This is a genomic window from Paenibacillus terrae (genome assembly GCF_000943545.1).
Taxonomy (GTDB): Bacteria; Bacillota; Bacilli; order Paenibacillales; family Paenibacillaceae; genus Paenibacillus; species Paenibacillus terrae_A.
In genome coordinates this window covers 40,304-65,403 of the sequence record NZ_JTHP01000012.1, presented here as the reverse complement: position 1 = coordinate 65,403, position 25,100 = coordinate 40,304, and the positions used below count along the sequence as shown (strand labels likewise).

The 25,100-nt window shown below is 42.7% G+C and carries 22 protein-coding genes; 15 read left to right on the top strand and 7 right to left on the bottom strand.

Annotated elements, in window-relative coordinates; translation table 11 throughout:
* Window positions 1-3 precede the first annotated feature (3 nt).
* Window positions 4-372, bottom strand: a complete 369-nt coding sequence (locus tag QD47_RS08625) for a PTS lactose/cellobiose transporter subunit IIA (RefSeq protein ID WP_082067130.1) — start codon at window positions 370-372, stop codon at window positions 4-6.
* A 197-nt stretch (window positions 373-569) separates the two neighbouring features.
* Window positions 570-2,495 carry a BglG family transcription antiterminator gene (locus QD47_RS08620; RefSeq protein WP_044645744.1) on the bottom strand — a complete coding sequence of 642 codons (1,926 nt, stop codon included), beginning with the start codon at window positions 2,493-2,495 and terminating at the stop codon, window positions 570-572.
* 164 nt (window positions 2,496-2,659) lie between these two features.
* On the opposite strand from QD47_RS08620, the gene QD47_RS08615 reads away from it, so the two are divergent.
* The 3 genes from QD47_RS08615 (at window position 2,660) to arsC (ending at window position 4,864) form a co-directional block, all read left to right on the top strand.
* The gene (locus QD47_RS08615; RefSeq protein ID WP_044645743.1) at window positions 2,660-3,010 is read left to right on the top strand and encodes an ArsR/SmtB family transcription factor; all 351 of its coding nucleotides are present in this window, start codon (window positions 2,660-2,662) and stop codon (window positions 3,008-3,010) included.
* Between the two features lie 112 nt (window positions 3,011-3,122).
* A complete protein-coding gene (locus QD47_RS08610) occupies window positions 3,123-4,418 on the top strand; it encodes an arsenic transporter (protein ID WP_044645742.1) in 1,296 nt (431 codons plus the stop codon).
* A 26-nt stretch (window positions 4,419-4,444) separates the two neighbouring features.
* Entirely contained in the window at window positions 4,445-4,864 is a 420-nt protein-coding gene (arsC, locus tag QD47_RS08605; protein WP_044645741.1) for an arsenate reductase (thioredoxin), read from the top strand.
* Between the two features lie 171 nt (window positions 4,865-5,035).
* On the opposite strand, the gene QD47_RS08600 is transcribed toward arsC, so the two are convergent.
* Window positions 5,036-6,064 carry a LacI family DNA-binding transcriptional regulator gene (locus QD47_RS08600; RefSeq protein ID WP_044645740.1) on the bottom strand — a complete coding sequence of 343 codons (1,029 nt, stop codon included), beginning with the start codon at window positions 6,062-6,064 and terminating at the stop codon, window positions 5,036-5,038.
* Between the two features lie 243 nt (window positions 6,065-6,307).
* Here QD47_RS08600 and QD47_RS08595 point away from each other — a divergent pair, with 243 nt between their 5' ends.
* Window positions 6,308-7,588: an apiosidase-like domain-containing protein gene (locus QD47_RS08595; protein ID WP_044645739.1), complete on the top strand. Its 1,281-nt coding sequence runs from the start codon at window positions 6,308-6,310 to the stop codon at window positions 7,586-7,588.
* A gap of 124 nt (window positions 7,589-7,712) precedes the next feature.
* A complete protein-coding gene (locus tag QD47_RS08590) occupies window positions 7,713-9,563 on the top strand; it encodes a beta-glucoside-specific PTS transporter subunit IIABC (protein WP_044645781.1) in 1,851 nt (616 codons plus the stop codon).
* 168 nt (window positions 9,564-9,731) lie between these two features.
* Here the strand turns inward: QD47_RS08590 and QD47_RS08585 are convergent, their stop codons facing one another.
* Window positions 9,732-10,757 carry a glycosyltransferase family 4 protein gene (locus tag QD47_RS08585; RefSeq protein ID WP_235332214.1) on the bottom strand — a complete coding sequence of 342 codons (1,026 nt, stop codon included), beginning with the start codon at window positions 10,755-10,757 and terminating at the stop codon, window positions 9,732-9,734.
* A 498-nt stretch (window positions 10,758-11,255) separates the two neighbouring features.
* On the opposite strand from QD47_RS08585, the gene QD47_RS08580 reads away from it, so the two are divergent.
* The 4 genes from QD47_RS08580 to QD47_RS08565 are packed head-to-tail and all read left to right on the top strand — an operon-like array spanning window position 11,256 to window position 15,455.
* Window positions 11,256-12,401 (top strand): ABC transporter ATP-binding protein, encoded by a 1,146-nt coding sequence (locus QD47_RS08580; protein WP_044645737.1) that lies wholly within the window; start codon window positions 11,256-11,258, stop codon window positions 12,399-12,401.
* A complete protein-coding gene (locus QD47_RS08575; RefSeq protein WP_044645736.1) occupies window positions 12,398-13,120 on the top strand; it encodes an ABC transporter permease in 723 nt (240 codons plus the stop codon). Before QD47_RS08580 ends, QD47_RS08575 begins: the two co-directional genes overlap by 4 nt.
* Window positions 13,121-13,125: 5 nt before the next feature.
* Window positions 13,126-14,517, top strand: coding sequence for a GldG family protein (locus QD47_RS08570; RefSeq protein WP_044645735.1), 1,392 nt, complete (start codon window positions 13,126-13,128; stop codon window positions 14,515-14,517).
* Window positions 14,514-15,455 carry a DUF4340 domain-containing protein gene (locus QD47_RS08565; protein WP_044645734.1) on the top strand — a complete coding sequence of 314 codons (942 nt, stop codon included), beginning with the start codon at window positions 14,514-14,516 and terminating at the stop codon, window positions 15,453-15,455. Before QD47_RS08570 ends, QD47_RS08565 begins: the two co-directional genes overlap by 4 nt.
* A 116-nt stretch (window positions 15,456-15,571) precedes the next feature.
* Here the strand turns inward: QD47_RS08565 and QD47_RS08560 are convergent, their stop codons facing one another.
* On the bottom strand, window positions 15,572-15,769 hold the full coding sequence (locus QD47_RS08560) for a hypothetical protein (protein WP_044645780.1): 198 nt from the start codon (window positions 15,767-15,769) through the stop codon (window positions 15,572-15,574).
* 191 nt (window positions 15,770-15,960) lie between these two features.
* Between QD47_RS08560 and QD47_RS08555 the strand changes: the two genes are divergently transcribed.
* Window positions 15,961-16,323, top strand: coding sequence for a sigma-70 family RNA polymerase sigma factor (locus QD47_RS08555; RefSeq protein WP_044645779.1), 363 nt, complete (start codon window positions 15,961-15,963; stop codon window positions 16,321-16,323).
* 23 nt (window positions 16,324-16,346) lie between these two features.
* A complete protein-coding gene (locus tag QD47_RS33000; protein WP_235332213.1) occupies window positions 16,347-16,469 on the top strand; it encodes a hypothetical protein in 123 nt (40 codons plus the stop codon).
* A 102-nt stretch (window positions 16,470-16,571) separates the two neighbouring features.
* Here QD47_RS33000 and QD47_RS08550 read toward each other — a convergent pair whose 3' ends face one another.
* Window positions 16,572-17,441, bottom strand: coding sequence for a helix-turn-helix domain-containing protein (locus tag QD47_RS08550; RefSeq protein WP_044645733.1), 870 nt, complete (start codon window positions 17,439-17,441; stop codon window positions 16,572-16,574).
* Window positions 17,442-17,555: 114 nt separating this feature from the next.
* On the opposite strand from QD47_RS08550, the gene QD47_RS08545 reads away from it, so the two are divergent.
* Genes QD47_RS08545 through QD47_RS08535 form a run of 3 tightly spaced genes read left to right on the top strand, consistent with a single transcriptional unit; the run spans window position 17,556 to window position 22,160 of the window.
* Window positions 17,556-19,211: a glycoside hydrolase family 13 protein gene (locus QD47_RS08545; protein WP_044645732.1), complete on the top strand. Its 1,656-nt coding sequence runs from the start codon at window positions 17,556-17,558 to the stop codon at window positions 19,209-19,211.
* Window position 19,212: 1 nt separating this feature from the next.
* Window positions 19,213-20,637: a sucrose-specific PTS transporter subunit IIBC gene (locus tag QD47_RS08540; RefSeq protein WP_044645731.1), complete on the top strand. Its 1,425-nt coding sequence runs from the start codon at window positions 19,213-19,215 to the stop codon at window positions 20,635-20,637.
* A gap of 53 nt (window positions 20,638-20,690) precedes the next feature.
* Window positions 20,691-22,160 (top strand): glycoside hydrolase family 32 protein, encoded by a 1,470-nt coding sequence (locus QD47_RS08535; RefSeq protein ID WP_044645730.1) that lies wholly within the window; start codon window positions 20,691-20,693, stop codon window positions 22,158-22,160.
* 137 nt (window positions 22,161-22,297) lie between these two features.
* On the opposite strand, the gene QD47_RS08530 is transcribed toward QD47_RS08535, so the two are convergent.
* The gene (locus tag QD47_RS08530; protein WP_044645729.1) at window positions 22,298-23,875 is read right to left on the bottom strand and encodes an esterase/lipase family protein; all 1,578 of its coding nucleotides are present in this window, start codon (window positions 23,873-23,875) and stop codon (window positions 22,298-22,300) included.
* A 194-nt stretch (window positions 23,876-24,069) separates the two neighbouring features.
* On the opposite strand from QD47_RS08530, the gene QD47_RS08525 reads away from it, so the two are divergent.
* Window positions 24,070-25,080, top strand: coding sequence for a YhcN/YlaJ family sporulation lipoprotein (locus QD47_RS08525; protein ID WP_044645728.1), 1,011 nt, complete (start codon window positions 24,070-24,072; stop codon window positions 25,078-25,080).
* Window positions 25,081-25,100: the final 20 nt, after the last annotated feature.

Here is a 25,100-nt window from a genome sequence, read left to right as displayed (position 1 = left end):
CCTCTACGATTTTGGTACGAATTGATCAATACGTTCATACAGGTCTACAAACTCTGAGGCCATATCTCGAATGGTGATGGCATTCATCAAATGATCTTGAGCATGTACCATCATGACCGACATCTCTGTTTTTTCACCCGCTGCTTCCTTATTAATGATTCTGGTTTGAATTTTGTGGGAGGACACCAGTTCTTTTTTAGCTGAGGCTAATTCTTCTTTGGCTTCCTGAAACTTTCCCGCCTTTGCAAGCTCAATCGCCTCCATGGCCGAGCTGCGTGCATTCCCAGCGTATAATATAATTTGGAATACAATTTCTGTATCATCCATGCCCTCCATACTCACGTCGTGCTCTGTAGTTTCATCATTATTCATGTTTTTTATCTCCCTTCAAAAGCTGCCTTCTTTAGCATTATAATTTGGAATCGCTTTCAACATAACGCACATTATTTCCTCTTCTTAACGGAAATAAATCGTTCTTTTTACATGATATCTCCATCACTAAAGATAAAAAGGGAGAGACCCTGGCCATGTAGGCTTCAGATTTCTCCTGTCTTTACATACTTCTATGTTCAACTATTTTTATGCAGCACTTCTACGAATTCCGTGTACGTTTTGCAGCGGATAAGCTGCTGGACGAGCTTTTCATTATTTAAAATTTCAAGCAAAATATGATACATACTCTGTAAATCTTCTGATTTGGTGCGCTGTATGCAGAGCATACAAATAAACTGTACCGGTTTGCCATCCCAATCGATGGCTTTTTGTAATGTACAGATGGCCCAAAACGTGGAATCAGCGAAAGGTTCCATCGGATGCGGGATCGCGACAAAGTTGCCAAATGAAGTGGGGGAAACGGCTTCACGCTCTATCACAGATTCCAGCAGCGGGCCTTTCACAAGATCGGCTTCGTGTATTTTTGCGGCTATAAATTCAAGCACTTGGAGTTTGTTATCAAACTTCTGCTGAAGAAAAACCAATTTTTTCCGTACATACTGCACAGCAGGAAGTCTTGCCTCTGAGATTGCTTGTTCAATTTTAGTGATATCGGAACCGCCCAAAAATGTATTCACATGTATCATGGGTACAGAAAGCGGTTCTGAAATGGGGATCGTGCTAATGACAAAGTCCAGTGTATCCAACGGCATTTGTTTAAGCTTATAAAATTCAGTGGTTCCCACGATATCCAACCTGGAACCGAAGACCGATTGAAGCTTATAATACAGCAGCTTTGCACTGCCGAGTCCAGAAGCACATACGATCATGCACCTTTTGGGTGCGCCCTCCATTTTCTTTCTTTCCATCGCGACTCCGATATGAATAGCTAAATACCCAATTTCATTTTCCTCGATGTGTATATGAAGCCGTTGCTTGATGACTTCCGCAGCAATGATACCTGCTTCAAAGGCAAGCGGGTAATTGGCTTTGATTTCATCCAGCATAGGATTACGCAAATTCATTCCGTATTGATAGCGGTTAATGACCGGTTTGAGGTGAAGACAAAAAGCAATCAGCAATTCCTTGTCGTTGTGAATGTTCATTTTCAACTGTTGATCAATTTGGTTTAGTATTTCAATAGTTAGCTCGTAGATATCTTTATCAATGATCTTTTTAATCTCTACTTCATCCAAATGGGCACTAACGACTGTCCTTACACCCAGCAGGTGCACAGCAATGTACGCAACTTCAACAAGTGGAAAGGAGTGCTTCATTTTTTGTTCTAAAGCGGATACGATCTCAGTCGCCACCATAAACTCTTTCTGCGCTTCAATTTTTTTCATTTCTTGAGGATAATACGAAACATACCTTTCTTCACGAATACGCTTACATGCTATAGCAATATGAATGACCAGATTGTTCAAAGCAATGTCCGACAACTGAATATCATTGAACTCAATGCGATCCAGAATCACCTCTCTTATGCATTCCATCTCTTCGTTAGAAATCAGAGGAGGGTGGGACATCTGCTGCTCGCCTATTTCATCTGTTCTACTGAATATATAGTCGGAAATGCAATAACGCAGCTTGGCCTCGTTACCTTTGACTCGAATACCATGATACGGTCTGTTCTCCAGGGATAGTCCGTAGGTTGCCAGTAACTTGCGCAGTTCTTTGAGGTCATTCTGTAAAGTAGATCTACTAACATACAGGATCTCAGCTAAATCATCAAGTTTGATATATGCATTGGTGAGCAGCAGCTTTTTCATTAAAAAACGATTTCTCGCTTCAGAAGAATTCGCTAATGGATAGGGCACATTATTTTCATAATCCTTTAACTGCTTCAGCAGATGATGAAATTCTTGTTCGTCCCGAATCTCTAACTTGTAGCCCGATCCTTTGAGAGGTTTGACTGCTGCTCCATGCTTCGACAACAGCGCACCCAATTCCTTTAAATCCGTTCGTATGGTTCGAGAGGATACCTTCAATACATTTGCCAAGTGTTCTCCGTTGACCAACTGTTCTGCAACCAATATACGAAGAATATCAAAAATACGCAAAATGAGCCTCCTTCCATAGCTGTTCTGATGAACAGTATACAACGGTAGATTGGTTATGAAAAAGTGAAAAATTCGATTATACGATTGTATTGAAAAAGAGTGGTGTTGAGTATACAATTAAGATATAAGCAAATGATTATATATAGAGAGAAGAGGTGGTCATATTGGACCAACTGGCTTATGTAGCGGATCAATTAAAGCTATTGGGTGATAGAACACGGCTGACGATGCTCTCTTTGCTCCAAGAGAGGGAATGGTGTGTGTGCGAATTTGTCGAGATTTTTGATATTTCGCAACCGGGTATCAGCCAGCATCTAAGAAAGCTAAAGTCTCAAGGGATTGTAAAAGAAGCTCGACGCGGACAGTGGGTGTACTATTCTCTCAATGTGGAGGACAAGCCTCATATTCAAGCGGTCCTTCAATGTATGCCAGATGAGAAGCAAATTTTGAAGCTTTTAAATAAAGAAGAACCAACCGCTGCTTGCGGACCTGATTCGAATTCCTGCTCCTGCTAAAGATTCGATGGAAAAGTTGCCTCTGTGAGCATGGAAAATGATGCCCAATATATAAGCATATGCTTATAAAATGATTTGATGTAATGATACATCTTGGATCGGAGGTTTGAACGTGTTATCGGTTTTCTTGTCATGCGCTATTTTCCTGTTAACTTTGACGCTGGTGATCTGGCAGCCCAAGAACCTGTCTATTGGATGGTCAGCCTCCGCAGGAGCAATTTTGGCTCTGCTTGTTGGCGTGGTTCATATTCAAGATGTGTGGGAAGTAACCCGAATCGTGTGGAATGCCACGCTGGCTTTTGTAGCTATTATTCTCATTTCATTGGTGCTGGATAAGATCGGACTATTTGAATGGGCCGCTTTACATATGGCGAGGGCTGCGCAGGGAAGCGGTGTCCGGCTGTTTATGTATGTGACTTTGCTGGGAGCGGTGGTAGCTGCTTTTTTTGCAAATGATGGTGCCGCTTTGATCCTGACTCCCATTGTGCTGGCGATGGTACGGGCGCTCAAGTTTGAAGAAACAAGGGTATTCCCTTTTATCATAGCCAGTGGCTTTATTGCAGATACGGCTTCGCTTCCGCTCGTCGTCAGCAATTTGGTTAACATCGTGACCGCCAATTTCTTCAACATCACATTTATGGAGTATGCAGGCCGTATGATTATTCCAAATTTTTTTTCTATAGCTGCGAGCATGTTAGTGCTGTATCTCTTTTTCCGTAAAAGCATTCCAGGGAAGTTTGATGTTGCTCATGTAACGGCTCCTGCTAAAGCGATTAAGGATGCGAAAATGTTCCGGCTTTCCTGGATCTTCCTGACCCTTCTGCTTGCAGGTTATCTGATCAGCGAATTTTTCAACATTCCAGTTTCGGTAATTGTGACAATCATTGCTGTTATTCTCTTATTTATTGCTCGTAAAAGTCCTGTGGTACCTGTAAAAGAAGTCATGATAAGCGCGCCATGGTCCATCGTATTTTTCTCCATCGGGATGTACGTCGTAGTATACGGGTTGCGTAATGTGGGTTTGACAGATTTGCTAGCTCATCTTATTCAAGCGGCAGCAGACGAGGGGATGTTTGTGGCTACGATGGCTATGGGTTTTATGGCTGCCGTCATTTCGTCGGTGATGAACAACATGCCTACGGTCATGATTAATGCGTTGGCGATCCATGCTACGAACGCAACGGGAATGATCCGGGAGGCACTTGTTTACGCCAATGTAATCGGGTCGGATTTAGGGCCCAAGATGACACCCATTGGCTCCTTGGCTACGCTGCTCTGGCTGCATGTGCTTACTTCTAAAGGCATAAAGATTCGTTGGGGAACCTACTTCAAAACAGGTGTAATTCTGACCTTGCCTACGCTTTTTTTCACGCTTTTGGGTTTGTATTTGTGGTTGACAATATTATGATTTAAACACTAAAGGAGACGATCATCATGGATAAAAAGACAATTTACTTCTTGTGTACTGGTAACTCTTGCCGTAGTCAGATAGCAGAAGGCTGGGCCAAAAAGGTTCTGGGCGATCACTGGAATGTATACAGCGCAGGCATTGAAGCGCATGGACTGAACCCGAAAGCTGTACAGGCGATGCAGGAAGTAGAGATTGATATTTCAGGGCAAACATCAGATATCATCAGCTCTGAACGGCTAAACTCCGCCGACTTGGTTGTGACCTTGTGCGGGGATGCAGCGGATAAATGTCCTGTTACGCCTCCTCATGTGCGCCGTGAGCACTGGGGTTTTGATGATCCAGCGAAAGCGCAGGGTACCGAAGAAGAAAAATGGGCCGTCTTCCAGCGTGTGCGTGATGAAATTGGGGTACGCATTCATAAGTTTGCTGAAACAGGCGAGTAAATAGGCAGGCCGCCTACCCGGCGGCCTTTTTCTAGAATCATATAACTCCTGTTCCACTTAAAATAATGGCGAGTATGATGAAGACCGCTCGTCCAGCTCACATATATATCATGCTGAACCCTCCCTCTTGTTATCTTCTCTATCACCCCATTTAGTTTACCTTATCCTAGGTCATTCTGAGGCTAAACAAGATTTTCTTTCAATAACCTCTGTATTCACCAGAACCTGAGTATGATGCTCCTGATTGTTGTTAAGCCTCTCCATAAGCAACTTTACAGCAGTTTGGGCCAAAATATCCTTTTTCACATGAATGGTTGTGAGTTCCGGGCTAATGACCTTGGCCTCATGAATATTATCAAATCCCATAACGGAAATTTGTTCAGGCACTCGAATGTTCATGTCTTGAAACGTTTTAATGACGCTGATCGCCATGTAATCATTTTCGCAAAATAATGCCGAAGGCAGCTCACCCAATTCATGAATAGCTGCTTTAAATGAATCCTGTGACATTACAAGCAGGGGATTCAAATCAAATGTAAGCCCATTTTCTATGGAAAGATTGTGTTCCTCCAAAGCTGCCATAAACCCTTCCTTTCGTTTTTTAAAGTTAAGAATTCTGGTACTGGATTGTACGTATCCTATTTTCTTGTGTCCTAACTGAATTAAATATTGACCTGCCTGATAGCCGCCAAGGTAGTTATTAATGGATACAAAACTGGCATCAATATGTTCAAAGCAGGTATCCAAAATAACGATATTGGAATGAATGGATTGTATAGAATAAATATCCTCGGAAGTTAAATTGGTGCCAAGCAGAAGCACCCCAGAGGAGGGGTGGTCTTTTTCCAGAGCAGATAATTCTTCTTCAAGGCTATGGCTATCAAAAGACGAAAAAATAAGGGTGTTTCCATGTTCTCTCACCTGATTGGTAATATGATGAATTAATTCATTAAAAAATGGAAGCGAGTCATAATGCTCTGTTACGATGTCTGTATTTTTGCACGCAACAAAACGAATCACATTGTAATTTTTAGAGAATTCCTTGTTTGTCTTCATGGTTCGTGGTTTATATTCATGTTCTTCAGCGATTTTTAAAATATGCTGCTTCGTTTCTTCGCTAACTCCGGGCTTATTATTAAAAGCAAGAGAGACGGCAGATTTCGAAACACCGGCAAGCCTTGCAATATCATCAATTTTCAATGTGGAACCCCCTATTGGACTAAACTACATAAATTATAACATTATTATACGAGAAAGTTTAGTTTATAAACTAAACTAAACTAAAATGTGATAATTAAAAATATGTTGACCGATTATGATTTTTGATGTTAATATTCAGATGTAAAGCGCTTTAATTTAGTTTATTTTACGAAAAAAATATAAAATTAGTTTTTTAGTTTAGTTATATTTAGAATATATTATGAATGCAGCAAGAAAGGAAAGGTGATTCATTTGAGTTTAAACATTGCTGAAAATCAGAGAAGTTTTACAAGAGAGGGAAACCCCTTTTTTTATTTGGCAGATACGGTTTGGAGCGTATTTACCAACGCGACGTTGGAGGAGTGGAGTGATTACCTTGATTATAGGAAGATGCAGGGGTTCAATGTGTTGCAAATCAACATGCTCCGACAATGGGATGCTAGTGAATCGGACTTGAACCTTCAGCCGTTTGCTTTACTGGAAAATGGAGATTTCGACTACCATACATTAAACGAAGCTTATTTTGATCGGGCAGAAGTCATGATTAAGATGGCTGTAGAGCGTGGATTTGTTCCGGCACTTGTTCTGTTATGGTGTAACTACGTACCAGATACATGGGCTGAAATGTTCCAAAAGGGCAATAAAATGCCGTTTGAATGCATTGAACACTACGTAACGTACGTCGTAAACCGTTTTTCTCCATTTAATCCTATTTTTCTGATCAGCGGGGATAGTAATTTTCCAACTGAACGTGCCAATTCCTATTATTTAAAAGCATTGGATATTGTACAAACATTAAGCCCGGCAAGCTTAACTACGCTGCATATTCAAGGAAGATTGAGGGAAATTCCTCAAGCCTTTGAGAAACACAAGGGTCTTGGATTCTATATGTATCAATCAGGACACAACTCCCAGTTTCAACATGTAGCCCACGAGATTGCCCAGCATTTTTATCATAAGTCGGAAATACGGCCAGTCATTAATGGGGAACCATGCTATGAACAGATCAGTTATAGCCGTAATGTGTATGGCAGATATACTGCATTGGATGCCAGAAAAGCAGCATGGCAGAGTCTCCTTGCAGGTGGGGGAGCAGGAGTAACATACGGAGCGCACGGAATTTGGAGCTGGCATAAAAAAGGGAAGAAATTCGGCATCGTAGAAGGGGAAGGCTTTGATAGTCCCTATGATTGGAGAACGGCATTGCGTTTTGAAGGTGCATGGGATTATTCATTTATTAAATATCTGTTTGAAATGTATAAGCTTGTTGGCATTAGGCCGCTGGATATTGTTCTAAATAAGACAGAAGAGATTAGAGCCGCCGGAAACGAGAATACCGTAGTTTTGTATATTCCGGTTAACACAAAGGTGCGGTTAAGCATCAATGTGCAGGATTACAAGTTTACAACGATTGATTTAGCGGGAAAACGTTTTGCCCAAACAGAGGTGTACATCCAGGATGGTCAATCCATTATAGACATGCATAGTTTTGAAAGTGATGTTGTGATCATCGGGACAAAATAAAACAAAAGACGAACATGATGGCAGCTATGATCGAGGGTAAGCTTGCAGGCGGTATAAGCGTCATAATTGTCACTGCTATTGCAAAAAAGAAAATAGAAAGCGCATCCAAGAAGGAGTGAACATGATGGATCATAAAAAAACAGCCGAAGAAGTATTAAGTTCAGTGGGAGGAAGCGAAAATGTGAACAGTGTAATTCACTGTGTCACTCGATTGAGATTCAAATTAAAGGATAATCAATTACCAGATAAAGAAAAAATCAAACAGATTGACGGTGTCATTACAGTCGTGGAAAGTGGTGGCCAATTTCAGGTGGTCATTGGTAATGAGGTTCCCAAAGTATACGAAGCTCTTTTGGATACGATGGGAGTAAAGCCGGATCAAGCGAGTCAAGAAGAGCAAACCAATGAGAAATCCAGTTTATTCAGCCGATTTGTCGATGTGATCTCAGGCGTGTTCATGCCCGTTGTTGGTGTGCTCGCCGCTGTAGGGATTCTAAAAGGACTGCTGGCCTTATGCACATCCCTGGGCTGGATGACGGATCAGATGGGCACATATAAAATTTTATATGCGACAGCAGACGCTATGTTTTATTTCTTTCCGATTATTCTAGGGTTTTCAGCAGGTAAAAAATTTGGAGGAAACCCGTACCTGTCTGCTGTTTTGGGGGCCGCCTTGGTGTATCCGACCATTACTTCCGCCTTTACGGATAAAACGGCGCTGTCCTTTTTGACCATACCTGTTGTTCTGATTAATTATACTTCTTCTGTTATACCTATCATTATTGGAGCATTTTTGGCAGCTAAGGTCGAAAAAATGATAAGCAAGTATGCACCTGCCTCCATTAAAATGTTCATTGTGCCTTTTCTGACCTTGGTCATCATATCACCGATTGTTTTTCTGGTTGTCGGGCCGATATCAACTATAGTCAGCGATGGGTTGGCTAATGGCTCCATGTGGATTTACCAGTTAAGTCCGGCTGTAGCTGGTCTCGTTCTGGCCGGGTTCTGGCAAGCCATTATTATCTTCGGTCTGCATTGGGCATTTATTCCAATTCTCCTGAATAATGTAGTTACGAACGGGTTTGATCCGATTAACGGGATGCTGTTCTGTACTACTTTTGCTCAAACCGGTGCGGCCTTTGCCATTGCTTTGAAATCACGTGACCCTAAATTAAAACCTATTGCCACTTCTGCTACAATTGCAGGGGTGATGGGAGTTACGGAACCAGCTATTTACGGGGTTACGCTACCTGCCAAAAAGCCGTTTATTTTAGCTTCCATTGCCGCAGGTATAGGGGGAGCCACGGCAGGTTTACTGGGATCAACGGCATATGGTTTTGCCTCCGGCGGCATTTTTGGTATTCCTCTGTTCATTAATCCAAAAGGCATAGATGCAGGTTTCATCGGCTTTATCATATCTTTGGTTGTGGCTTTTGTACTCGCATTTATCCTGACCTATCTTTTCGGCTATAAAAATGCTAAACCTGCGCCTGAGATTAAGGTTGCAGATGAAAGCAAAGAGGAGGACAAAGTGGTATTCAGTCCTCTAAACGGTGAATTGATTCCTTTAACCGCTGTAAATGATGAAGCTTTCTCAAGTGGTGCGATGGGTCAGGGGGCTGCTATTATTCCGAAAGATGGGGTAGCCTACGCACCTTTTAACGGAACTGTTGTTACCGTTTTCAAAACAAAACATGCAATCGGCCTTATTTCTGAGGATGGTGTTGAACTGCTCATTCACATTGGAATTAATACGGTCAGCCTGAAGGGAAAACATTTCACTTCTTTTGTCTCTGAAGGGGATACCATTCAAAAAGGAGACAAGCTGGTTGAATTTGATCCCGAGGCTATAGCAGATGAAGGATATGATATCACCACATCCGTCATTGTAACCAATGCAGCCGTGTACACGGATATTTTAGTTGAAGACTTGAAGGATATTCATGCAGGAGACTGCTTATTAAAGATTAGATAGATTCCAAATATTCAGTGATAAAAAAGGAAAGTCATAATGCTGACGATGGCCCGTGTGTAAAAAAGGGATGTCGTCAGCTATTATTTTTTGGGGATAATGGTTTCTGTATCGTCTTGGAGACCTGCCCTGCTTTAAGCTGCTGGAGTAATTCTTCATTAAAATAATAGCTTACCCCACGCCCAGCGCATCCATCATTTGCCGGAAGGATTGCACATATTTATCCGGTGCTAACAGGTCGACGATCCTTGTCAGCCCCTTCTGGCGAATGGATTCGCGGTGGGGCGCGTTGTTTATCAGATCCAGTCCCTCCAATACCGCCTGCAAGATATCTCCTTGAGCATAAAATTTACCCGTTACGTTGTGATCGATGAAGGCTCGCACCCCGTCAGAATCAGAGCTGAGCACGGGACAGCGGCAAGCCATGGCTTCAGCTACGGCGTATCCAAATCCCTCTACCAGTGAAGTGGACAACAGATACCCTCCCGAATCGCCAATCATGGAGTAATACAGAGGCATTTTAGCATGGGGCACGTTGTTGAAACGTTCTACAATGGAGGACAAGCCAAGCTGTGTAACCATGCTCTCGAATTGTACCTTATCCTCTGGCTGCGAAAGGGTATTATCATAGAACATCCAGATGCGAAGATCCGGGCGGTTTTGCAGCATCCAGTAAGAGATATCAATAAAATGCCTCCAGTTTTTGTTCGGCTCCAGTCGCCCAACCCATGCAATGACCGGATTGATCGGAGGAGTGTTAGGTACATAATTAAATACGCTGGTATCCAGTACGTTTGGAAACACGTAACGCTTAAGCCACGGACACATGCTGGAAAATAGTTCGACCAGATGCGTAGTGGTGGGTAGCAGTACTGCATTGGCGTATCTTTGAAGAAACGGTGTGGCTTCGCCTACTACCAATGCAGCCTCCACATGCGGACCGAAGCCCTGTGATTCATAGATTAGCACACCCTGATAGCCCAAAATGCGCAGTTTTGCGAGCATCTGGTAATCCGACGAGACGACGATGGCATCGTAACGGTGAGTGTGTATCAGACTAGAAATATCTCCCTCGGAAGAAGTCGTAAACACGGGAATATCTCCATGCAAGTTTTGCATCCCCGTACCCTGCTGATAGTAGAGAAGATGGCATTCAATCCCATCCTGGCTAAGCACCTTGCAGCGTTGGCGGTTCAAGGTTTCCACGCCGCCGCTGGGTATATAAAAGGTAAATAGAACTTTGATCTCAATAACCCCCTTCAGCCAATCGAAAGCTTCTTATATACCAAGGTATTCCAGCAAAAGGACAGGGTGTGGGTATCTATGGAAGTCTAGATGGAATCAGCATAAAATTGTGGCTGATGCGGGGATGCAAATGAATGTTAGGGCGAACCGTACAAGTTAACGAGTGTAAAAGCACATTCATTCGTTCACATTTTGGACATATTATTTTAAGCTTATATTTAAGTGACTTTAAGCTGGAGTTATATGTGTGGGATTAACATTAGAGTTTAAAAGTGTTGCATGAGGTGCAGATGAGGCCGCTCCGCGAAGGATTTGAGCTTTCGATCAGGCTAGCGCTAGCGCTTCTCCAGCTTCAAAACCTCCGCTACGCAACATTTTGGATGTGTGAAAAGGGAATAGAGCCGTTTGGACGAATGGGTAGTTTACAGTGAAAGACTATGACTTTGCAATATGATAAAAGAAAGGGTGAAGCGTGTGCTCAAGGTGCAGCAGGTGAGCAAGTGGTACGAGGGCAACCGGGGCGTACATAAGCTGGATTTTGAAATGCAGCGTGGCGAGATTGTCGGGTTTCTGGGGCCTAATGGTGCAGGCAAAACGACGACGATGCGCATGATTACAGGGTATCTCCAGCCGAATGAGGGAGTGATTACGATTGATGGCATCCCGATTCAGGATCAGGGCAGACAGGCTCGTTCCAAAATCGGCTATTTGCCGGAAACGCCCCCTCTGTATGGAGATATGTCCGTTCGATCCTATTTAAAGTTTGTGGCAAGCATTCGAGATGTACCTGCGAGAGAACAAAAGCTGCGCATTTCCGAGATGATTTCCCGGCTTGGGCTGAACGGGCGTGAAAAGCAACTGGTACGCAGTTTGTCCAAAGGGTATAAGCAGCGTTTGGGGCTGGCGGGGGCGATTATTCATAACCCGGATTTGCTGGTGCTGGATGAGCCGACCTCAGGTTTGGACCCGAATCAGATTCTCGAAATTCGCCAGCTCATTCAGGAGATTGGAGAAAATCATACGGTGCTGCTCAGCACACATATTTTGCCCGAGGTGGACGCCTTGTGTAATCGGGTTCTTATCATCCATGAGGGTGAGTTGGTGCTGGATGGACGGCCTGAGGCGCTCGGCGGTTCGATGGAAGACGGATTTAAGGTAAAAGTAGAGGTCAAAGGCAGCCGTGAGCAGGTGCTGAACGTTCTTCGCGGTTGGGGGAAAGTAGAGGTGGAGCTATTAACATCTGGCCTGTCTCAAGCTGACACGAAGCAGACTGCAACGGAGGAAGATTTGACCGGATGCTTACTGACAGGCGCTTCCAGTGAGGATTTCCGCGAGGAGCTTTTTTATGTGCTGTCTGGTGCGAAGCTTCCGATTTTGGAGTTGAAAAAAGAAAGCCTCAGCTTGGAAAATATATTCCAGCAGTTAACGACTCGCGAGTCGAAAACGGGTCAGGCCGATCAAGTGAATGTAGTGGAACAAGTCGAGCATTCGACGGAAAATGAAATTTCCGCAGATTTTACGGAGGACAGCGAGGAGGCTGCGTCTAGCAACAACAAAGCCGGGCAAGACAAGAGTACAGGAGGTGAACGGCCATGAGGCGCTTGTTCGCGGTCTGTCAAAAGGAGCTGCAAGCCTATTTATGGACGCCGACAACGTATTTTGCGCTTGCGGTGTACATGCTGCTGACGGGGTTGCTCTTTTACACGAATTTTGTCATGTATCAGCCTAGCATCTTGGATTATCGGCTGGTACTCGGTGATACGCTGTCCATGCTGGTGTTTGTCGTCCCACTGCTCACGATGAGGCTGGTTGCGGAGGAATTCAGGCAGGGTACGGATGAGCTGTTACTTACCTCGCCTGTGAGTGTGACGGAAATGATTGTGGGTAAATTTTTGGCTTCCCTGGGCATGCTGCTGATTTTGGTGCTGTGCAGCCTGGCGTATCCGGTCGTGATGTCCTTTTATGGATCGCTGGACTGGACACTGGTATTTACGTCTGTGATCGGTCTGTTTATGCTGGGTGCAGCCATGATGGCCATTGGTCTGTTCGCTTCGACGCTTTCGCAGCATCAGATGATGTCGGCGGTCGTCAGCTTTATTATTTTGCTTGTATTTTGGATGCTGGATTCGTTTGGTGGACAAACAGGCGCGTCTGCGGCATTGCAGCAATGGCTGGAGCCTTTTTCACTAACCGCACGGTTTGACAGCTTCACCAAAGGATTGCTGAACGGAGCCGATGTGCTGTATTACGTGACGGTGGCGGGGCTCTTTTTGTTATTCAGCATTCAGGTGGTCGAACGGAAACGGTGGAGGTGATGAACATGAAAAAATGGCTGGGTCATACCAACAGTGTGGTATTGTCGGTTGCTGCTGTAGGTATTTTTATTTTGCTGACGCTGTTTCTGCGTTCGCTGGGAGGCTTTCAGGTGGACTTGACGGCAGGCAAACAGTATACGTTGTCTGATCAGACATTGACAGCTATTCAGGGAGTGAAGGAAGACGTACGGCTGATTGCTTTTACCGTATCGACTTCGCAAAATCAAAAGCTGAACCGGGACGTTACGGATATGCTGAGTGAATACGCCAAGCGTAACAGCAAGCTCAAGGTCGAGCAATATGATCTGAATCAGGAGCCGCTGTTGGCCAAGGAATACGGTGTCACCGAAGCATCCATCGTGCTGGTTCAGGGTGAGAAGAAACGTGTTATTGATATAGGTAGTCTGTTTACGCAGGCACAGGGAAGTAGCGAGGGAGCGTACCAGTTTACCGGGGAAGAAAAGCTGACCAGCGGACTGCTGGGGCTATCATCTACCCATCAGGGAAAAGTCGTTTTCCTGACCGGACATGAGGAAATCCCTTTGTCCCAAATGACCGGATTGAGCAGCTCACTGGCACAGGATAATGTAAAAACAGAAGAAGTGCAGCTCAATCAGGCGGGTAGCGTGCCTAAAGATGCATCGGTGCTGGCTATTGTGGGGCCACAACGAGATATCAGCGCGACGGAGCTGAAAAGCATTCGCACCTATTTGGAGGGTGGTGGAAAGCTGTTTCTGGCGTTGGGCTTTCATCCGAACATGCAATCGGACTGGAAAAATCTTGACGCACTGGCGGCTGATTACGGTGTGAAGGATACACATGCGATCGTGGTGGATCAGGAGCAGACGAATACGCTTGGACCTCTGTTTACAGTGCCTACCTTTGGCAGTCATGCGATTACCGATAAGCTGGCTGCGTCCAATCTGTACCCGGTGCTTTCGCTGTCTATTGCTTTGCAAGCAGGGGAGCAGAAGAATTGGAAGACTACGGCCTTGCTCAAATCTTCTGCCGCAAGCTATGGGGAAACGAATATTCAGGGGCTGCTGAACAACGAAACACAGAAGGATGACAAGGACCCGCAGGGGCCACTTGATCTGGGTTACGCGGTAGATGGCAAGGATGGCAAGCCTAAAGCAATTATTCTCGGAACGTCGGCCCTTCTGAGCGACACCGAGATCAGCACGGGAGGCAATCGGGATTTTGTGCTGAACAGTCTGAGTTATGTACAGGAACAATCTGACGGGCTTACCATTCGTCCTCGTCAGGAGCAGGATTATAAGGTGGTTTATTTGACTCCTGCGCAAGCGAAGACGATATTGACCCTATCCGTGATCGGATTGCCGTTGTTGTTTGCGGCAGCCGGAATCTTATTATGGTGGAGGCGAAGAAGAGCATGAGAAAATGGATACCCACAGTGCTGCTGTTAGTTGTATTGGGAGCGGGTATAGTCTATGCCAAGAGCCAAAACTTTTTTCGTGAACAAGCTCCTGCTGCTCGCCAACTGGTTCAGCTTACGCAGGGGGATATTACGTCTTTCGCTATAATGGGGAAGGAAGGCAAGTCGGTCGAACTTACACAACATGATGGCAAATGGAGCATGAGCAAGCCTCGGTCTTATCCGTTAAACGGCTATACGATTGATAATTGGTTAGCCGCTATTCAAAACGTGAAGCTCGGTGAGGTGGTGGAATCTTCTCCAAAAGACGTAGCCAAATACGGAATCAGCGCCACCAACAACCAAATTCAGATCAAGACCAAGGATGGAAGCGAGCATACCTTTGCTTTTGGCGAAACGTTGCCTTCCGGTGATGCTGTTTATGTGCTGTCAGATAAAAAAGAGGTAGCTTCCGTACCTGTGGATACCCTTTCCGGGTTATTACTGGGTGCAGCCGATTTTACGGATACGACGCCGTTCGACTGGGATGATGACAAGCTGAGCGGACTGGAGTGGGAAGGTCAGTCAGCCTCCTGGATGCTCAAGTCTTCTGGTGACGGAGGAACGGGGGAAAGCTCTTCCACAGCTTGGACGCTGAATGGAAAGTCGGTAACCAGTGATATGGCGACCTCCTTATCGCAGCAAATCAAAAATCTGGCCAGCAGCCAGTCCTTGCGTAAAGCCTCCGAGCTGAACCAACCTGTTCACCGCTTTACGCTGAGCGTATCGCTGGGCAAGCAGGATGAGTCGCAGCAGGTGTATCAGGGCTGGACGGTGAACGGTGAACCGGATATCGTATGGGTCGTGCCTCCGCAAAGCAATTGGGCGTATGGTCTGTCGGCATCTGACGTGAAGCGTATTGAACAGGCTGGACATGACCAGGCTCAAACTGGAAAATAATCATCTGAACACGAGCTTGGAGCATGATCAGATCCGCAATCAAACGAATTTTAGGTATGAAACGAACAAAGAGGCTCCATCGGCGAGGATCGTCGGTTGGAGCTTCTTTGTGTTCGTTATTCGTCAGGCTTTCTGCTTTTGGAAGAATGACGGTTTCCATCATTTAATTCCTTAATGACCTCAATCAGCTCATGGAGCGAGAGATCCAGCTTATCCAGTTTTTCTTCCATGGTGTGCAGGATGTGCCGCAACAAAATAAAGCAAAGACCTGCCGGAAAGCCTACGTTGGTTATGATAGAAAGAGCATCATCCATCTGCAATGGTTTCCCTCCTTTTTAGCCTTATATAAAGGAAGGTAAATCAAAAGAACCGTATACAACCGACCCAAATAATAGTATAATAAATAAGAACAAATGTTCTGTTTTGGTTGTAAAATGTGTTCTCAAATTACCCTATAATATGAGGATTTCGAAAAGCCAAATCCAAAGAGAAAGGGTGGTTTATGATGAATCAATCTCAGCTAACATTGGTTGAACAATATCGTAAGAAGCTGTATCGCATTGCATGGAGAATCCAGTATCGTGCCCGGGTACAAACCAATCATGAATTTGTCATGGAAAAGAACGAAGCCGTCGCTACTCCATCTTTTACAGACTCTGCAAACTCTAAAATGTACATTCTACAGCTCATTAACTCTCTATCATCTGAGATCGGAAAAGCCATCATCTTTGACCTTTACATACTAGACAAAACCGAAGCACAGATTGCAAGAGAGCTGAAGCTATCACAACAGGCGGTGAATAAATGGAAAAAGAAAATGCTGCGTCAATTATCTCAGATGCTGAGTTCATCAAACTGCTCAAATTAGCACGAGGCGGAGATCAGGAAGCTATGAGCAGTATACTTCATCTGTTCGAGGAAGATATTCAGAAAACCAGTCGGTATATCCGAATGTCCCGGGAAGATGCCGTCCAAAGTATTGTGACTGATTTTATAGAAGAATTACGGCAATAAAAATCATTATTTTACACGAGGGTTGTTCTATTTAACGAAATTAATGTTAAATATTTCTATAATAAAAACAATCATCAACAAGGATGATTGTTTTGGAGAATATTATTCAGAATGATAAAACAATTTCCTATAGATTGCGGGTGAATGGCGTTTGTACTCCTTAAATTTTCGTATAAAATAACTGAAGTTTTCGAATCCAACCATTAAGGCAATATCTAATATTTTTAAATCTTTGTTTTTTAGCAGTGCGGCAGCTTTTTCGCATCGGAATACATTAATATAGGTAACGGGTGTTTTGCCGATTGCGTTTTGGAAATATTTAGAAAAGTAATTTTTATTCATGTTTAAAATGGAGGCTAATTCTTCAAGTGATATTTTGCGATCATAATTGTTTTCAATATAGGTAATGACTTTTTTAATTTTTTCTTGTTTCCCGTTGATGTCGGCTTGTTTTCTTAAAAAGAGCTGCTGTCTCAGTAGAACTTCAATAATTTGAAAAAGGTTAATTTTAATGCTTAACGATGAGAGGGCATCTTCCATGTTTTTTAAAGAGATAATATGCATTAAACGATCCGTTATATATTCTTTCACCTCATTGTCCAAATCTGTGATGGAAGGAAATTGTAACTGACCGCTTATTAAAGGTTTTAATATGGTATTTTGACATGTATCAGGATACTCAAAGTTTAACAATTGCGGTAGAAATACAATAGCGTGATGAATAGAAGACCCTGTTCCAGTCACTTGATGCAGATCCCCGGAGTTAATAAAAATAAAATTTCCTTTAGTTATCTTTACAGTCTCTGAGTTAACGGTGACTTCCATGACTCCATCCTCAACATAAATAAATTCCAATTCTTCATGCCAATGAAATCCTACATAATATTCGGTTCTTCTAAATTTACTATACACATGTAACGGAAAAAGCGGTGTACCATGAATAGAGTTTTCTTTTAACGATAATTTTACCATAATAAATCCCCTCAAAATGAGAATAGTGTTATGAAAATTCGGAAATGTGCAAGAAGTAAGCTATTGATTTGATTATACTGAATACGATTTCAAAATACAAAAGGGGAGCAATAGATGTTAGATAAACAAAGAAAATGGTGGCATAAAAGTGTGATTTATCAGGTTTATCCGCGCAGTTTTTATGATACTAATGGTGATGGGATTGGTGATATCAAAGGGATTATTCAAAAAATAGATTATATAAAGGATTTAGGTGCTGATGTAATCTGGTTAAGCCCTGTCTATCAATCTCCTAATGTGGATAATGGCTATGATATTAGTGATTATTACTCCATTTTACCTGAATTTGGAACCATGGAAGATATGGATAAATTGTTACTTGAAAGCCAGAAACGAGAAATGAGAATTATTATAGATTTAGTTGTAAATCATACTTCAGATCAGCATAAATGGTTTCTGGAGGCTAAAAAATCCAAAAATAATCCGTATCGGGATTATTATATTTGGCGCGATCCGGTTGATGGCCGTGAGCCAAATGAACTTAAATCTAATTTTGGCGGCTCGGCATGGGAATTTGATGAACATACTAACCAATATTATTTACACTTTTATAGCAAAGAACAGCCAGATTTAAATTGGGGAAATAAACAGATGCGACAAAGTATATGGAACATGATGAATTTTTGGATAAATAAAGGTATCGGTGGGTTTAGGATGGATGTTATTGACTTGATCGGCAAGGAACCTGACAAACTTATAAAGGAAAATGGCCCAAAATTACATGAGTATTTGCAGGAAATGAACAAACATACTTTCGGAGGTAAAGATTTGCTAACGGTTGGAGAGACATGGGGGGCTACAACGGCAAACGGCAAACTATACTCTGATCCCAAACGTAATGAATTAAGTATGATATTTCAATTCGAACATATGCAATTGGACAAAATGAAAGGTAAACAACGATGGGACTTGAAAAAGCTCGATTTAAGAGAATTAAAGCAGGTTTTGAGTAAATGGCAGTATGCGCTTGATAAGGAAGGCTGGAACAGCTTGTTTTGGAATAATCACGATTTGCCTCGAATTGTATCAAGATGGGGAAATGACCGTGAGTACAGAGTCCAATCTGCAAAAATGTTAGCCACATTATTACATGGTATGAAAGGAACCCCCTATATTTACCAAGGGGAAGAAATCGGTATGACAAATGCTACATTCGATTCTGTTGAAGATTATTTAGATATTGAAACACAAAATATTTATAGGGAGAGAATAGAAGCTGGATTTAAAAAAGAGGAAATTATGAAGGCTTTTTATATGAAAGCAAGAGATAATGCAAGAACCCCAATGCAATGGTCTGCGGATAAAAATGCAGGATTTACTACCGGGTCTCCTTGGATGAAATTGAATTCAAATTATACTCAGATTAATGTGGAAAGCGCTATCAAAGATTCGGATTCGGTTTTTTATTACTATCAGAAGCTGATTCATATCAGAAAAAACAATGAAAACCTGATATATGGTACGTATTGTCTCCTTGATCCGGAAGATGAAAGCATTTATGCGTATGAACGAAATTTTGAGAATAAAAAGCTTTTAATTGTATGTAATTTTTACGATCAGGAAAGAAGTTTCAAATTTCCAGTAAGCAGCAAAGACAAAGTGCAAATTTTAATTAGTAATTATGATGATTCCAGCTTAAATGTACAAAACCTTCAACTACGACCTTATGAAGCAATCATATACGAGATCATCGAAAGAGAGGCTAAATGAAATGAGCAATAATAAAATAGATAAGACAGCTAAACAGGTTTTAGATGTTATTGGAGGACCGGATAACATCATAAGCGCGGCTCACTGTGCAACTCGTCTCCGTTTAGTGCTAAAGGATGAGTCTATTGCGAAAACGGAAGAACTTTCAGAAATTGAACTTGTGAAAGGACAATTTAGCAATTCAGGTCAGTATCAGATTATTTTAGGTGCAGGTACAGTAAACGAAGTTTATAACTCATTTATTAAATATGCAGATATTAAGGAGTCTACCAAAGAAGAACTTAAAAAAGAAGCAGATCATAAAATGAATCCGCTTCAAAAACTTGTGAAGCTATTGTCTGATATTTTTGTTCCAATTATTCCTGCGCTTGTAGCGGCTGGCTTGCTCATGGGGATCAATAATGTATTGACCTCTAAAGGACTGTTTTTTACAGGCAAGTCTTTGATGGATGTATACCCGAACATCACTGATCTTGCCAACATGATTAATATATTTGCTAACGCTGCATTTGTATTTTTACCCATTTTAATAGGGTTTTCAGCGACCAAAAAATTTGGTGGGAATCCTTATCTAGGGGCCGTAATGGGAATGATCATGGTGCATCCTGATCTCCTCAACGCATATGGCTATGGGGATGCAATTCTCAATAACAAAGTCCCTGTGTGGCATATTTTTGGATTGACTATTGAAAAAGTCGGATATCAAGGCACTGTTTTTCCTGTATTAGCGGCATCATTTATTCTGTCGTGGATTGAGAAGAATTTAAGGAAAATTATTCCATCTGTACTTGATAATTTACTAACACCATTACTAACTGTTTTCCTCACAAGTTTTCTTACATTTACAATTGTCGGTGGAATGATGAGAGCAGCAGGGAATCTTTTAGCAGACGGCATGGTCTGGCTATATGATGTACTCGGATTCTTTGGTGGTGGTATTTTTGGATTTATTATAGCTCCTTTGACATTGACAGGAATGCATCACAGCCTTCTTCCTATTGATATTCAACTCATTGCTGGAGGAGGGTCTTTCTTACTTGCACTCGTATCCTGCAACAATGTCGCACAAAGCGGAGCAACTTTTGCTGCTATGCTTCTTACCAAAGATAAGAAAATGAAAAGCGTGGCGGTGTCTTCGGGAATATCTGCACTGTTAGGAATTACAGAGCCTGCAATGTTTGGTGTGAACTTGAAAATGAAATTTCCGTTTTATGCTGCAATGGTAGGTTCGGCATGTGGATGTACTTATGCGGCATTTAAACATATATTAAATGTGGCCCCTGGACCTGCAGGAATTATTGGATTTGTAAGTATTGAAGCTGGTAATGTTATTAACTTTTTGATTGCTGTAACGATTTCATTTGTTGCAGGTTTTTTAATGACTTTGGTGATGTCAAAATCAAAAAAATTAAATAAGAGCTTCTAATTTTAACAGTTACAGCGCATGATTTTGTGCAGCATGGTTAAAGGAGAACTAAAATGAAGTGGACATCGGAGCAGAGGTACCGCAACTTGGAAGAGGCGAGTGAGCAAGAAATACAAGAATTAAATGAAAAGGTGAAAAATTCGCCTTGGAGACAAAAATTTCATATACAGCCAACTACGGGTTTATTAAACGATCCGAATGGCTTTTCTTATTACAATGGAGAATATCATATGTTTTATCAGTGGTTTCCTCTTGGACCCGTACACGGTTTAAAATACTGGTATCATATGAGCTCCAAAAATCTGGTGCATTGGGAAGATCACGGGATTGCTATAAAGCCTTCTCATTATTTTGACAGTCATGGAGCATATTCTGGAAGTGCCCTGGAGCATAAGGGGAAATTGTATTTATTATATACGGGGAATAGGAGGGATGAAAATTGGATGAGGAATTCTACTCAATGTATGGTTATAATGGATGAAAAAAAATTTTTTTCTAAGTTGGACCATCCTGTTATCAATCAAATTCCCGATGGGTTCACAGAACATTTTCGTGATCCAAAATTATGGAAACAAGATAATAAATTTTATGCTGTTATCGGTGCACAGAAAGTAAACCAGGAAGGCTGTGCCGTTTTATACAGTTCACAGGATTTATTGGCATGGGAATTTGAAGGGGAAATTCAGACTGATTTGGACTCATTTGGATATATGTGGGAATGCCCAGATTACTTTGTACTTCATGATAGGGGGATTCTCATGTTCTCTCCTCAAGGAATAGAACCTGAAGGTTACAAATACCGTAACATATTTCAAACTGGCTATGTTATAGGGGACAAGTTGAATGTACAAGAGAAGAAATTAAACCATGGTGAGTTCTCGGAGCTTGATCGGGGATTTGATTTTTATGCTCCTCAAACGATGAAAGATACTCATGGAAGAAGAATAATGGTTGGATGGATGGGCTTACCTGACATAGAGTATCCAACAGACCCCTATGGGTGGGCGCACTGTCTAACTCTTCCTAGAGAGCTTTCACTTTCCAATGAAAAGTTAGTTCAAAAACCAATTAAGGAACTCGAATTATTACGCAGGAATTTAACAGAGGCGAAAGGAGAAATCTATAATGAATTTAAAATGTTTCAAGGATTTACAGGGATCACTTATGAATTAATTTGCGAGTTTAATAATGTGGATGCAGATGAGCTTGGGATAGAATTCAGAAAAGGTGATCAAGAGAAGACTACAATTAAATACAATGATAGAAAAGGAAAGTTAATACTCGATCGTACTAATTCTGGAAGCCCGGTTGGGGTTTCATATGGGACGATTAGAGAATGTAGTTTTAATAATAAAAATGTGAAGTTTCAAATGTTTGTGGATGTTTCCTCTGTAGAGATTTTTATTAATGATGGGGAAGAAATATTTACCTCGCGAATTTTTCCTGGCGAAGACAGTATAGGTATCCGATTTTTTGCACTAGGAGGAAAAACTTTTTTCAAGACTATGAAGTGGGATTATTAATAGAAATTTGATCGGAAAAGGGACCAAAAGGACCTCAAATTCCACAGTCAAGTGGGAGATGAGGTCCTTATTTGCAACCAAATTCAAGATAAAATGGAGCTCGTGCTTATACATCCATCCACAAAGGGAAAAACTAATTAATCAACATACTTATTCCCGTCAGCGTCAATATAAATGGACTGAACAGCTGTACGGCGGTATGGATAGCCTGCCTCAGTAGTTCCCTCGATTTCATAGGTTACGGAATAAATGCCGGGCTTGTCCGCTTTGGACAGCTCGATTTGTCCGGTGGGGTTAACTGTTTTTTGTTGTACCGTCAGACCTTTGGACGCAGGAGTAATTCCTTGCTGTGGATTACCGTAATATTGAACCTGATACGTGACTTGTGTAACGCTTTTAGGGGAATCCTGTGGTTGCAGATTCAGCTTCGGACCTACGGCATTCAGATTATATTTCAGCTCAGGAACCTGAGCGGCCTGATAACGGGCGATCAGGAGATACGCTCCTTTATCAGGAATCGTGACGTTCAGTTTATAGGTACCCGGTTTTGGATTTTTGATGACTGCGTTATGATGCCAGGCACCAGCAAAAATTTCGTCATCATAACCTGCTTTCAGATTAACGATCTCGCTGGTACCGTCAGGCTTGGTCAGCTCAAGTTTACTTACACGTTTATCGCTGATCCAGTCCAAATCAATGGATTTGACGCCATTTTCAACGGTGAGGATTTCGGAGGCTTTTCCGTTATAGTCTCCGCCGCGGATAAAGTATGAATTGTCGATCTCGCTATAGGTGGATGTTAAAGCGGAAGCAGGCAAGGAAGATGCTGCTGAAAGTGCTTCAGTTTCCTGATTCAATGCTGGAGTATTCGCTTGGAGGTAAGGTTGGATCAGGGAGAAGACGTAAGATCCGGTACGAACTTTGGCATGATCCCAGGGTCCGACTTTAACTACACGTCCACCGGGAAGCTTGGCATTGTCGACTGTGACGACTCCATCATTCTTGCCAAAGGATGAGAGGTAAAGTCCGCCCAGTATGTAGGAAGCGCTGCCGTCGGACCAGTTATCACCAGCAAACGTGAAGAATGGGATTGTAGTTGCGTTGCTGAGTGCATCGGTCTTGGATCGGAAATACTTCATATAAGATGTCTGTAAAGTGGAGGTACCTGGATTTTGTGATCCGACAATATCTGCCAGCCACCCGGCCCAGCTACTGTATGCGAGATCTGCAAGTTGTGAGCCATGATGGGGACTGCTGAGGGTGATCACACGTTGTACATAGGGAGCGGCTCCGTTATATGCAAGAGCGGTTTGAGTATCCACTCCACCTTTGCTGTGGGCAATGATGATGAGTTTTTTTCCAAAGTGATTACTAATGACCTTGATTTTGTCGGCTAAAAGCTTACCATTGTCCCACATATCCTGTGATGTGCCATTTGCATCGTACAGATTAACGGTGGCCGTCTGGTATCCGGCGTCACGTGCGCGCTGAAGCATGTCGTTATTATTCTTCCAGACTTCCGCGCTGCTGTTCAAACCATGTACAAATAATAGTGCGGGCTTGGCAGGATCCACGCGATTAGGTGGTGGGCCTTCTGCCCAGCTTCCTCCAGGATCTTTCGGGGGTTGGGGTGTAGTGGAGCCTGCAAAAGCGCCGACGGGGACAAGAGTGACGGATAACAAAAAAATGAGCATCAAAACGGTGATCTTTTTCAAACTGAAAATCCTCCTTTGTAAAATAAAGTATTTTTCAATCTTATTATACATGCCATCTTGTGGTAAATCATCAATTGTATTTCATATTTACATTAAAATTTTATTTTTTTAGTCATTTTTTAGTCAGGATAGCCCTGAGAATCATAGCGCATCCTATTCTCGTCACACATTTTATATGTATGGAGGATGAGTTCATGCCAGGTACTAAGAAGGTAATCAGTTTAACGATTTCTGCTGCTTTGCTCGCCAGTATGGCTGCTTTGACAGGGTGTGGGACTGCGAATCATAACGTCCGCACGAACACTACCCGCTATAACGCGCAAAGTACACATCATATGGATGGTGTGAACCGTTTCGGAGCTAAGTCCAACGGTATGGACGGGATGCGTTTAAACCAAAACGCCAATGGAACCGGACACCAAATTGGTAATCTGCAAGTCGATCGCAATTTGTCCAAACGTATATCCGAGTTGCCGGATGTAAAATCTGCGACAGTGCTGGTCGGTAATCGTAATGCTTATGTAGCGGTTTCCTTGAAGGACCAAGCCAATGGAACAGGCACTGGCACTTCAGGCGTTAAAGGTACGGGGCATTCCATGAATACACATGGTACCACTACACATGGCACGACTACACATGGCACGACTACACATGGCATGACTACACATGGCATGACTACACATGGGATTGATGGTACAAGAGGTAACTATACCACCGATGGTACAGCGCCGGGAATTACAGACAATGGAGTTAACGGTCCCGGAACCCCTGCGCGTCGTGGCGATGGATTGTACGGCACGATGGGTACGGGTTCTTATGGTATGATTCGTGGCTTGACGGACGGTACCCGCACGGATATCGGACGCACGGATGGCACCACAGTGGAAGGCGCAAGAACTGCATATGAGCCTAACACGTTGACCGAAGCTGTCAAAAGTCGTATCTCCAACAAGGTGAAGCAATTCGCACCTTCGATTGAACAGGTATATGTATCGGCTAACCCCGATTTTGTAAAGCATACCACTGACTTTACACGCAGTGTGCAAAACGGTCATCCGATCAAAGGAATGAGTGCCCAATTGGCAGATATCATCCAACGGGTATTCCCGACTCCTGTTGCTGGTGCAACTCATCCAACAGATGGATCAACAACCGCACCAACTCGTCCACAAAATTATACCCCTGCACCTATGAATCATCGCTAATTCACCACATATATGTGTAA